Here is an 11,126-nt window from a genome sequence, read left to right on the forward strand (position 1 = left end):
GAACGAAACCGTTGCTCACCGTCCGGGCGGTCTGGGTGGGAAGACCGGAAGGCTGGATGAAGGTCGGAGCGCCGAAGCCGACGCCGGACTGATCGGAGTTGATGGTGGTGGGGCCGTTCTGAGGGATGGCCTGCGCAGACAGGCCTGCCATCAGGAAACCAACGCCAGCCAAGGGAAGGAGTGCCTTGCGCATGGGTTTGCAGAGGAAGACATCCCCGGTATGGCGAGTCCCGTGGGACGCGACACGGCAACTCTGGTTTGTTTTAAGAATCGGCTGCGTAAAAAACAAACTCAGCCGCCCTCAGCCCACTGGGTATCGCCCGCGCCATCCCCCACCAGCGCGCAGAGCCAGCCACCGGACTCCAGGCAAAGCGAGGGGGGCTTGAGGCCCCGTTGCAGGTGGATTAACTCCTGCTTGGTGTCATCCCAATACCAATGGCGCAACTCCTCCGCGATGGAGGACGCCATCCACTTAATCGCCGCCTCCTTGCGCACCCAACTGCGCAACACCTGCAGGCGACGCACCTCCGCCGGCAGCGCCAGCAACGCCTGGTTCTCCTCAGGCGGGAAAAAACGCTGGGCCAACAGGTCCGCCTGCAGCACGCGGTCGCGGCGCTCCAGGTCCACCCCCACCGCCCAGGGGGACCAGGCCAGCAGGAGTTGCTCACCGCTATGGCTCAAGCTCACAAATCCCCAGCCCGCCTCCAGCCGCGGCGCCTCGCCAGGGGGGCTGCAGAGGGGAATGGACTCTGCAGAGACCGCAAACAAAGCAGCCAGGCGGGCGCGGAGCTGCTGACGGCTGGAGCGATATCGGGGCTGGAGCGCAGCGGGCAAGGCCGCACACCACAGCTGCTCCTGGGGGGACAGGCCTGCAGCAGAGGGCTGCGCCAGCGGGCTGAGCCAGAGCTGGGGCGCCTGCGCTGGCAGTCCTTCTAGGCTCCCGCCAGTTGAACCCTCACCCCCCATGGCCCTGCAGGTCGGAGACGTCGCACCGGAATTCAGCCTGCCTGATCAAAGCGGCAACAGCGTCAGCCTCAGCAGCTTCCGGGGGCAGCGGGTGGTGATCTACTTCTATCCCAAGGACGACACCCCGGGCTGCACCAAGGAAGCCTGCAACTTCCGCGATCAGTGGGCCAGCTTTGAGAAACACGGCATCGCGGTGCTGGGGATCAGCAAGGACGGCGCCACCAGCCACAGCAAATTCATCAGCAAGTACGACCTGCCCTTCACCCTGCTCAGTGACGCTGAGCCCTGCCCCGTAGCCGCGAGCTACGGCAGCTACGGCCTCAAGAAATTCATGGGCCGCGAGTACATGGGCATGATGCGCCACACCTTTGTGGTGGATGCCGAAGGAAAGATCGAGAAGGCTTACCTCAAGGTGAAGGCGGCCTCGATGGCCGACGACATCCTTCAGGACCTCGGCCTCAGCTGAGCTGATCCAGGGCCTCCAGACACAGCTGAGGGGCCACAACCAACGGACTCGGGTTCAACCAGGGGGCCAGGCGCTGGGCGTCGCCGCCGGTCAGCCAAAGCGTGCAGCCGTCCTCCAGCTGCTCCATCGCCTGATTGACCGCACCGACCATGGCCTGCAGACAGCCCACCTCCATGGCAGCGGCGGTCTCCCTCGGCCAGGGCGGCAGGTTCTCGGCGTCGGGCTGGGTCAGCGGCAACTGCGCGGTTCCCTGATGCAGGCTGCGCAGCTGCAGCGCGAGGCCCGCGCTCAAACGGCCGCCAGCAAAGCGTCCCTGCTCATCCACCAGGGTGAGACTCAAGCTGGTGCCGGCATCGACCACCAGCACCGCTCCCTGCTGCTGCCGCCACGCCCACCAGCCCGCCAGGGCGCGATCAATGCCAAGCCAAGCGGGGGCTTCGGCCAGGGGAACCTGCTCCAGCCGCAAGCGCTGCGCCTCTGGCAAGGCCAAGGCAGCAGGGAGAGCACCCACCGCGGCCCAAGCCCGCAGTGGCGGCGCCGACCAAGCCTCGTCTGGATCCGGGGGCGGACTATCCCAGCAGCGCAGGCCCGAGGGCGAGCGCTCCGCCCAGTGCCATCGGCTGTTGCCCACCAGCAACAGCTCGGCCATTTAGATGCCCTCGCCGGCCATCCCGGGCAGGTGAATGCCGCATTCCTGCTTCAGACCGCCAAAGCGGGTGGCCCGTCCGCTGGTGCTGCCGTCATCGGGGGCACTGGAGTGCCAGTCGCCGACCGTCGAGTAGCCCTTCTCGAACAGAGGGTGCTGGGGCAGGCCGTTCTCCTGCATGTAATAGAAGACGTCGCGGTTGTTCCAATCCAGCAAGGGGCGCAGGGCCCAGCGGCCACGGACCAGCTGGACGGGCTCCATCGCTTTGCGGTGGTCGGTCTGGCCGCCGCGGACACCACTGGCCCAGCAGGTGACCTTGAGGTCGTTGAGCGCCCGGTCCAGGGGCTCGACCTTGCGAATGCGGTGATAGGTCTCCAGGTCTTCCACCTGACCGGTTTCCCAAAGGCGGCCATGGAGAGCCTCCATGCGCGCTGGACTGACACCGGACTGGGCCACATGCAGCTTGAGGCCCAGGTGCTCCACCAGCATCTGGGAGTACTGATAGGTCTCCGGGGGCAGATACCCCGTGTCCACCCAGATCACCGGAACCGGGCGCTCCAACTGACTGACCAGGTGGAGCGAGACCGCAGCCTGAATGCCAAAGCTGGTGGTCAGGGCGAAGCCATCACCAAAGGTCTCCAACCCCCAACGCATGCGCTCAAGCGCACTCAACGACCGCAGCTGCTCACAGGCCTGCTGGGTGTCGAAGCTGGGCGCGGAAGGGTTGGCAGACGTGGTCATCGCACCATCTTCCAATGTGGGGGGAGATGGTTAGGGTTCGCCCTGGTCTTCTTCCCCACCGTCTGCCGTGCCCCCATCCGAGGTTGAGCCCGCAGCTGTTGTGGTGATCGGCGGTGGTTTCGGCGGACTCAACACCGCTCTGCAACTGGCGGCTTCCGGTGAGCACCCCTCGGTGCTGCTGCTGGAGCCCCGGGAGCACTTTCTGTTCTTACCCCTGCTCTACGAGCTGCTCAGTGGGGAGCTGAAGCGCTGGGAAATTGCCCCCCGCTACCGGGAACTTCTGGCGGGCTCCGGTGTGGTCTGGATCCAAGAGCGGGCCAGCCGCATCGACCGCAGCCGCCGCACCATCACCACTGATCGCGGGCGCGAGCTGCCCTACAGCCAGGCCGTCATTGCCAGCGGGGGACAACTGGAGACCTATGGGATCCCGGGAGTGCGCGAGCACGCCATTGGATTTCGTGACCTGGAGGACGTCGAGCAGATCCAGGGCTGGATTGCGCGACTCAAAACCAAGCAGTCGCCGCTGCAGCGGATCGGGATCGTCGGCGCTGGAGCCAGCGGCGTTGAGCTGGCCTGCAAACTCGCGGATCTGCTGGAGGGCAGCGCCATCCTCGAGCTGGTGGAGCAAGGTCCAGAGCTGCTGCCCATCGCCAAGGCCTTCAACCGGGAGCAGGCCCGCAAGGCACTCCAACAACGGGACATCCGGCTGCGCCTGAATACCCGAGTGGCCAGCGTCGATGCCACCGGCCTGCAGCTGCAGCGGCTGGGGGATGGGACCAACAGCACCGAAGCCCTGCGCTGCGATGGGGTGATCTGGACCGCGGGCCTGGCCGCCAGCGTTCCGGAACTGCAGCCCCCGCTGCCCCTGGACCCGCGGGGCAGGCTGAAGTGCGCCCCCTCCCTTCAGGTGGAGGGCAGCGAAGACCTCTTTGTCCTGGGGGATGCCGCGGCCTGCCCGGACTCCTGCGGTGCGCTCTATCCCGCCAACGCCCAGGTGGCCTACCAACAGGCCAGCTGCATCGCCCGCAACCTGCAACGGCTTCGGCTTGGCGCCCCCCTGGAGGACTTCGTCTGGAACGACCTGGGGGAAATGATGGGCCTGGGGGTCGGCCAAGCCAGCCTGACCGGCATGGGAGTGACCCTGGCCGGCCCCGCCGCCTTTCAGCTGCGGCGCCTGGCCTACCTGGCGCGCATGCCCGGACTCCCCCAACAGCTCAAGGTGGCCGGCGGCTGGCTGGCGAACTGGCTATGAGCGCACCCAGCGGCCTGCTGCTCGATGCCATGGGCACCCTGATTGGCCTGCGCCAGTCGGTCGGTGAGAGCTATGCCGCCGTGGCTGAGACCTTCGGCCTGACGATCGCCCCGGAGGCCATCAATGGCGTCTTTGCCGGTCTCTTTCGCCAGGCACCTGAGCTGGCCTTCCCTGGGCTCAGCAGTGAGGCACTGCTCGAGGCGGAAGAGCGCTGGTGGACCACCCTGGTCGCCCAGGTCTTCGCAGCCTGCGGCCACGAGGGTCCGCTGCCCGAAGGCTTTGGGACAACCCTGTTCCAGCACTTCGCCAAGGCTGACCCCTGGCTGGTCTACCCCGATGTGCGCGAGAACCTGCAGCGCTGGCAGCAGCGGGGGCTGAAGCTGGCGGTGGTCAGCAACTTCGATCAGCGCCTCCTGCCACTGCTCGAGGCCCTGGAGCTCAGTCCTTTGTTGGATGCCGTCGTCGTCTCCTCCGTGGTCGGAGCCGCCAAACCCAGTCCCCTGCCGCTGCAGGCTGCCCTGCAGCAACTGGAGCTCCCAGCCGAGCAGGTCTGGCACATCGGCGATAGCCCCGAGGACCAGGCCAGCGCCGCGGCCGCGGGGATCCGCTGCCTACTGATCAAGCGCCCGAAACCGAACGGCACCCCTTGAAGCAATCCGCGCTCATGGGCCGCACCGCCGGCTTGCGGCCCGCCCAGACCAGACGCCTCGAGCGGCTCAGCCACCGGCGTCATCCCGAGAGCGCCGGGGTGGACTGGATCAGTCTTCAGCGCCTGGCGGCCGAAAGCGCCGAGCTGGACCTGCCCCTGAGCCTGGTGCTGGATGAGCGGGGGCTCTGCCGCTTGCTCTGGGTGGGCCCCCTAGAGCAATCGGGCCGGCTGCTCGAGCGCCTGCCTGGCGGCCCCCGCAGGCAAGGCAATGCCCTGCGCCTGATCACCTGCGTGGGGCGGGCCAAACACCTTGAGCCCCAGGGCCATGAGGCCGTCGTCGGGCTCGATCTGCAGCCGGGGTTCTGGCTGCGTTTCGGCAACAGTCCCCAGGCCGGCGGCCGCTGGCCCGCCGCCGCCTTCAGCCCCAGCTCCGATCCCCACTGCCCCTGGCAGCCCCTGGAGCAGGACGACCTTGCGGTGCTCTGTGAGCTGGCGCCGCCCGAGCCCCAACAGACCACGCCGGCCCGGGCGCTGGCGGGCCAAGAGCAGGTGCTGCTGCTGGTGCTCAGCCCCAGCGATCCGGAGGATGCCCGACGTGAAATCGCCGAGCTCGAGGGACTGGTGCGCAGTGCCGGCGCCAAGCCCCTGGGGCTGGTGGTGCAGCGCCAGTCCAACCGCAACGGCCAGAACCTCTGGGGCGAAGGCAAGGTGCAGGAGGCGGCGCTGGAGGCCCGGCGTCTCGGCGCATCGCTGGTGGTGACCGATCGCGAACTCACCCCGGCCCAGGCCAGGACCCTGGAGGCCCGGCTCGAGCTGCCCGTCAGTGACCGCAGCGAGCTGATCCTCGACATCTTTGCCCAGAGGGCCGCCAGTTCCGCCGGCCGGCTGCAGGTGGAGCTGGCGCAGCTGCGTTACCGCCTGCCGCGGCTCGCGGGCCGGGGCCTCTCGCTCTCGCGGCAGGGGGGCGGGATCGGCACCCGAGGACCAGGGGAAACGCAACTGGAGAAAGACCGCAGGGCCATCGCCCGCCGGATCGACAAGCTGCAGCGGGATGTGCAAAAGCTGCGGGAACACCGGGCTCGGCTGCGCAGCAACCGCCGTACCCAGCGCCGCCTCGCCCTGGTGGGTTACACGAACGCCGGCAAAAGCTCCCTGTTGAACGCCCTCAGCAAAGCGCCGCAGCAGGAGGCGGTGCTGGCGGAAAACAAACTCTTCGCCACCCTCGATCCCACCACCCGCCGGATCGTGCAGCCCAACCCGGATGGGGGAGCCCCGGCGCACCTGCTCCTGACCGACACGGTGGGCTTTATCCGGGACCTACCGCCGCCGCTGGTGGAAGCCTTCCGCTCCACCCTCGAAGAAACCCTGGATGCCGATCGACTGCTGCTGGTGGTGGACCTCTCCGACCCCGGCTGGAGCGAGCAGCTCAGCACCGTCCACGCCATCCTCGATCAACTCGGCAGCGATGTCCCGCGGCAACTGATCGCCAATCAAATCGACCGCTGCCCCAAGGCCGCGATCGATCAGGCCAAAGCGCTGGACCCCCAGGTGCTGTTCGTCTCGGCCACCGGCGGGCTTGGGCTCGAGCACCTCAAGCGCAGCCTTTTCGCCTGAGGTCCGTCAGGCCCCGCTGCAGATATGCCACCATTTTTGCCTCCAACCGGCCACGGCCATGCCTCTGCAGCTCGGCGACACCGTTCCCGATTTCACCCAGGACTCCCAACTGGGTCCGATCAACCTCTACGACTTCGCTGGTGACAGCTGGGTTGTGCTGTTCTCCCACCCCGCGGACTACACCCCCGTCTGCACCACCGAGCTGGGCGAGGTGTCCCGGCTGCGCTCCGAGTGGGACAAGCGCAACGTCAAGACGATCGCCCTGAGCGTCGATTCCGCCGAGAGCCACAAGGGCTGGATCTGCGACATCAACGAGGTGCAGAAGACCACCGTTGACTATCCGATCCTGGCCGACGAAGACAAGAAGGTGAGCGATCTCTACGGGATGATCCATCCCAATTCGCTCAACAACCTGACGGTGCGCTCGGTGTTCATCATCGACCCCAACAAGAAGCTGCGTCTGCAGATCACCTACCCCGCCAGCACCGGCCGGAACTTCAACGAGATCCTGCGGGTGATCGACTCCCTGCAACTGACCGACCACCACCAGGTGGCCACCCCGGTCAACTGGACCGACGGTCAGGACTGCGTCGTGGTTCCCTCGATCCCCACCGACGAAGCCCGCAGCAAGTTCCCCAAGGGCGTGACCGAGATCAAGCCCTACCTGCGCATGACTCCGCAACCCAACAAGTGACAGTGAGTCGCTGAACCCTCGTCAGGGTCCTCGGCCCCCGGGAGAATTCCCGGGGGCTTTTGTCTGCGCATGCGGGTCTTGGGACTGATGAGCGGCACCAGCGCCGATGGCGTTGATGCGGTGCTCGCCAGCTTCAGCGGCCCCATCAGGCGGCCCCGCTGGCAGATCCACAGCCGTGCCTCCCTGCCCTACCCCGAAGCCCTGCGGGCTCAGATCGTGGCGGTCGGCCAAGGGCAACCCACCAGCGCCGCGGAGCTGCTCGAGCTCGGTGAAGCGCTGACGGAGGTGCAGGCCCAGGCCGCCCTGGCCTGCGACCCCGAGGGCAGCGCCCAGAGGGTGGGCTGCCATGGCCAGACCCTCTGGCACCGCCCCCCCAGCGGCGAGCGCACCGGCAACAGCTGGCAACTGCTGCACGCGCAACGCCTGGCCTTGCGGCTGAGGACGCCGGTGGTGTTTGACTTCCGCGCCGCCGACCTGGCCCTGGGCGGCCAGGGCGCACCGCTCGTGCCGGCGGCCGATGCCGCCTTGCTTCCCCCGATCGGCGGCTGGCGTGCCCTGCTGAACCTCGGGGGCATCGCCAACCTGACCCTGCTGCCGCCCCGCTCCGGCCCCGACCGCCAAGCAGCGGTGCTGGGTTGGGACTGCGGCCCCGCCAACAGCCTCTTGGACCTGGCGGTTCAACACTTCAGCCAGGGCGAGCGGAGCTTTGATGCCGGCGGTGCCTGGGCGGCGGAAGGCCAGGCCGATGAAGCCCTCATCACCCGTTGGCTGCAGGAGCCTTATTTCCAAAGCCAACCGCCCAAATCAACGGGCCGCGAGCTCTTTGGTGCAGCCGACCTCCAGCGGCGCCTGGAGCAGCTCAATCCGCTCCAGCCCGCTGACGCCCTGGCCACCTTGACGGCCTTCACGGCGGCGGTGGTCGCGCAGGACTTGCGGCAGGCCCCTCCGGCCCTGGAGCTGCTGGTGGCGGGGGGCGGGGCACGCAACGCCACCTTGATGCGGGAACTGCGCCGCCGCTGCCGCGGCCTACGCCTGCGGCCCCTCGCTGAGCTGGGCATTGCCGACAGCGACCGGGAGGCCCTGGCCTTTGCCCTGCTGGCCTGGTGGCACGGCCTGGGCGCCAGCGGCTCGCTGACGTCGGTGACCGGGGCCTCGCAGCCCTCCGTTCTCGGGCTCTGCGCCGAGCCACCGGGGCTCAGGCACCACCCCTGAGATCAACTTCCGTCGCGAAGGATCGGCAAGAGCCGATGCGATTTCTAGGGTGAGAGGGTCCGGCCGCAGAATCCATGAGTTCCGGCAATGCCCCCGCGCTCTATGAGCGCATCCGCAGCGATCAAGACCTCACCCAGGAGCTCTTCCGGCAAGCCCTGCAGGATCCCTCAGGCACCCTCAGCCGCATCTGTGAACTGGGGCAGAGCTGGGGACTCCCGGTGAGCCGCGACGACGTCAAAGCCCACTTGGCCAGCGTCGAAGACCCCGACACCAAGCAATGGCTGCTCAAGGCCCGCGGCGGACTCTGAACGGTTGCGCTGGGGCCGGCGGTCTTCCCCCATCCAACTGAAGAACAGCCAGTAGCTCACGATCGCGAGGCCGGCGGCCACCACCAGGGCCGCCACCTGCTCGAGTCGCTTCACCATGGCGGTCGATGCAGTCAGGAACCTCCAGTCTGCAGGGCTGATCGGCCTGCAATCAGCCGGAGGGAGATGATGTCGGTACGACCCAGGGCGTGAGCCCGAACCGGCGCCCTCTACCAATACCGCCTTGCTTCGCCTCGAACGCGTCTCCAAGATCTATCCCACGGGCGAGGTGCTCCGGGATGTCACCTGGGAGGTGAAAACCGGGGACCGCATTGGCCTGGTCGGCGTGAATGGCGCCGGCAAATCCACCCAGATGCGGATCATCTCTGGGCTGGAGGAGCCCAGCAGCGGGCAGGTGGTGAAGCAGGGGGAACCCCGCATCGTCTACCTCCAACAGGAATTCGACGTTGACCCGTCGCGCACGGTTCGGCAGGAGTTGTTCCAGGCCTTCGGCGAAGCCGCCCAGGTGCTCAACCGCCAGCGTCAGGTGGAAGAGGAGATGGGCTCTGAGCAGGCCGCCAACGACCCCGACCACCTCGATGCCCTGATCCATGAACTGGGCCGGCTGCAAAGCCGCTTTGAGGGGCTGCACGGCTACGAGCTCGACGCCCGCATCGACAAGCTGCTGCCGACCATCGGCTTCAGCCCCGAGGGGGCCGAGCAGTTGGTGGGGGATTACTCCGGGGGCTGGCAGATGCGCATCGCCCTGGGCAAGGTGCTGCTCCAGGAGCCCGATCTGCTGCTGCTGGACGAACCAACCAACCACCTGGATGTCGAGACCATCCAGTGGCTTGAGGACTATCTGATCGGCCAAACCTGCCCGCTGGTGGTGATCAGCCACGACCGAGCCTTCCTCGATCGGGTCTGCAACCAAATCGTCGAGACCGAACGCGGCGTCTCCCGCAGCTACCTGGGGAACTACAGCAACCACCTCGAGCAAAAGGCCCTCGAGCGCGAAGCCGGGCAAGCCGCCTTTGAGCGGCAACAGAAGGAACTCGCCACCCAACAGGCCTACATCGATCGATTCCGCGCCAGCGCCACGCGATCCACCCAGGCCAAGAGCCGCGAAAAGTTGCTGGACAAGGTGGAGCGGATTGAGGCACCGACTGAGAGCGTCAGCGGTCCTCGTTTCCAGTTCCCGCCCGCTCCGCGCAGCGGCCGTCTGATCGCCGAGATCAAGGACCTGAGCCACAGCTATGGCGAGCAGATCCTCTTCCTAGGGGCCAATCTCGAGATTGAACGGGGGGACCGGATTGCCTTTGTTGGACCCAATGGGGCCGGCAAGTCGACGCTGCTGCGGCTGGTGATGGGCATCGAGACGCCCGACGAGGGCTCAGCCGGGCTTGGCGAGCACAACGTGATCGCCAGCTACTTCGAGCAGAACCAAGCCGAGGCGCTCGACCTGAGCAAAACGGTGATCGACACGATGTTCGAAGCCGTTCCGGACTGGACCCAAACCCAGGTGCGCTCCCTGCTGGGCAGCTTCTGCTTCAGCAATGACGCGGTCTTCAAGGAGGTGGGCAAGCTCAGCGGAGGCGAGAAGGCCCGGCTGGCTCTGGCGTTGATGTTGCTGAGCCCCTGCAATCTGCTGGTGCTGGATGAGCCGACGAACCACCTGGATATCCCGGCCAAGGAGATGCTGGAGGGCGCTCTTCGTGACTACGAAGGGGCCGCTCTGGTGGTCAGCCACGACCGCTATTTCATCTCCCGCGTGGCCAACAAGATTGTCGAGATCCGCGACGGCGAATTAGTGGTCTACCGCGGTGATTATGCCTACTACCGCGAGAAGAAAGCCGAGGAATCTGCAGCCACCCAGGCCGCCCTCGAGGCCGCCGAACAGGAGGCCAAGCGCAAGGCCAAACGCGACAAGCAAAAAGCGAAGGAAGCCGCCCGCAAATCCGCTGCCTGACAGGAAAATCGCCTCAAGTTCACAGGACAGAGCGAAGAAATACCTAACGCATAAACTTCACAAAGCACTAGGCAAGAAGACTCATTTTTCTAGGGGTTATTGAACACTTGTGCATAGGCTGTTAAGGCCCATCGAGAGCCGGCCATGGATCCCCTGTTCAACGCAACTCCATCGGCTTTCCCCCGGGCCCACGCCACCCCCGGTATCCCCGCCCGAAGCGAGGGGGATCCGGTGAGCAGCTACTTCGAATGCATCACGGCCTGCTCCGTGGATGACGGCGAATGCGTGACCCAATGCGTTGAGGTGCTGCGCGAGCAGCAATGACGCCCTAGCGCTGCATCAAGGTCGAGAGCTCGACGGGGGTCACGCGGACCTCCAGACGCTGGCCATCTCGCTCCAGCTCCAGCAGCAGCGGCCGGCCCACGCCATGGCGACTGACCACCTGGATCAGGGCCGCCGGATCAGCCACGGGTTGCCCCGCCGCGGCCACCACCACATCGCCAGCGCGGACCCCAGCGCGAGCCGCTGGCCCGCCGGGCATCACGCTGCGGACCCTTGCCCCAGAGCCATTGCGCACGGGCTCTAGGGCAACGCCCACCATCGCGTGGCTGA

At 66.8% G+C, this 11,126-nt stretch carries 13 protein-coding genes and 1 pseudogene; 9 read left to right on the forward strand and 5 right to left on the reverse strand.

What is annotated here, in order from left to right; all coding sequences use genetic code 11:
• Together QZ189_RS08990 and QZ189_RS08995 are read right to left on the reverse strand one after the other, a co-directional pair.
• Positions 1-193, reverse strand: a pseudogene (locus tag QZ189_RS08990) (hypothetical protein); the annotation flags it as partial.
• Between the two features lie 98 nt (positions 194-291).
• Complete coding sequence (locus tag QZ189_RS08995; protein WP_296421575.1) at positions 292-834, reverse strand: 4'-phosphopantetheinyl transferase superfamily protein; 543 nt, start codon at positions 832-834, stop codon at positions 292-294.
• Positions 835-964: 130 nt separating this feature from the next.
• Here QZ189_RS08995 and bcp point away from each other — a divergent pair, with 130 nt between their 5' ends.
• On the forward strand, positions 965-1,432 hold the full coding sequence (gene bcp / locus QZ189_RS09000) for a thioredoxin-dependent thiol peroxidase (RefSeq protein ID WP_010313098.1): 468 nt from the start codon (positions 965-967) through the stop codon (positions 1,430-1,432).
• Here bcp and QZ189_RS09005 read toward each other — a convergent pair.
• Both QZ189_RS09005 and QZ189_RS09010 read right to left on the reverse strand, forming a co-directional pair.
• The gene (locus tag QZ189_RS09005; RefSeq protein WP_296421576.1) at positions 1,425-2,081 is read right to left on the reverse strand and encodes a type III pantothenate kinase; all 657 of its coding nucleotides are present in this window, start codon (positions 2,079-2,081) and stop codon (positions 1,425-1,427) included. The genes bcp and QZ189_RS09005 overlap by 8 nt on opposite strands.
• Entirely contained in the window at positions 2,082-2,819 is a 738-nt protein-coding gene (locus tag QZ189_RS09010; protein WP_296421577.1) for a phosphoadenylyl-sulfate reductase, read from the reverse strand.
• Positions 2,820-2,886: 67 nt separating this feature from the next.
• Here QZ189_RS09010 and QZ189_RS09015 point away from each other — a divergent pair, with 67 nt between their 5' ends.
• The 8 genes from QZ189_RS09015 (at position 2,887) to QZ189_RS09050 (ending at position 10,838) form a co-directional block, all read left to right on the forward strand.
• Positions 2,887-4,071 (forward strand): FAD-dependent oxidoreductase, encoded by a 1,185-nt coding sequence (locus QZ189_RS09015; RefSeq protein ID WP_296421578.1) that lies wholly within the window; start codon positions 2,887-2,889, stop codon positions 4,069-4,071.
• Positions 4,068-4,721 (forward strand): HAD-IA family hydrolase, encoded by a 654-nt coding sequence (locus QZ189_RS09020; RefSeq protein ID WP_296421579.1) that lies wholly within the window; start codon positions 4,068-4,070, stop codon positions 4,719-4,721. Before QZ189_RS09015 ends, QZ189_RS09020 begins: the two co-directional genes overlap by 4 nt.
• A 14-nt stretch (positions 4,722-4,735) precedes the next feature.
• On the forward strand, positions 4,736-6,334 hold the full coding sequence (hflX, locus tag QZ189_RS09025; RefSeq protein ID WP_296421580.1) for a GTPase HflX: 1,599 nt from the start codon (positions 4,736-4,738) through the stop codon (positions 6,332-6,334).
• Between the two features lie 58 nt (positions 6,335-6,392).
• Positions 6,393-7,028, forward strand: a complete 636-nt coding sequence (locus QZ189_RS09030) for a peroxiredoxin (RefSeq protein ID WP_010313112.1) — start codon at positions 6,393-6,395, stop codon at positions 7,026-7,028.
• Between the two features lie 69 nt (positions 7,029-7,097).
• Positions 7,098-8,240, forward strand: a complete 1,143-nt coding sequence (locus tag QZ189_RS09035) for an anhydro-N-acetylmuramic acid kinase (protein WP_296421581.1) — start codon at positions 7,098-7,100, stop codon at positions 8,238-8,240.
• A 74-nt stretch (positions 8,241-8,314) separates the two neighbouring features.
• Positions 8,315-8,548, forward strand: coding sequence for a hypothetical protein (locus QZ189_RS09040; RefSeq protein WP_029625999.1), 234 nt, complete (start codon positions 8,315-8,317; stop codon positions 8,546-8,548).
• A 241-nt stretch (positions 8,549-8,789) separates the two neighbouring features.
• Positions 8,790-10,514, forward strand: a complete 1,725-nt coding sequence (locus QZ189_RS09045; RefSeq protein ID WP_296421582.1) for an ABC-F family ATP-binding cassette domain-containing protein — start codon at positions 8,790-8,792, stop codon at positions 10,512-10,514.
• A gap of 144 nt (positions 10,515-10,658) precedes the next feature.
• Positions 10,659-10,838 (forward strand): hypothetical protein, encoded by a 180-nt coding sequence (locus QZ189_RS09050; RefSeq protein ID WP_010313131.1) that lies wholly within the window; start codon positions 10,659-10,661, stop codon positions 10,836-10,838.
• 4 nt (positions 10,839-10,842) lie between these two features.
• Here the strand turns inward: QZ189_RS09050 and QZ189_RS09055 are convergent.
• On the reverse strand, positions 10,843-11,126 hold a 284-nt coding region (locus tag QZ189_RS09055), incomplete at its 5' end, for a PDZ domain-containing protein (protein ID WP_296421583.1).

Origin of the sequence: Vulcanococcus sp. CPBay_Sum15L08_68 (assembly GCF_017855895.1) — a bacterium.
Classification (GTDB): Bacteria; Cyanobacteriota; Cyanobacteriia; order PCC-6307; family Cyanobiaceae; genus Vulcanococcus.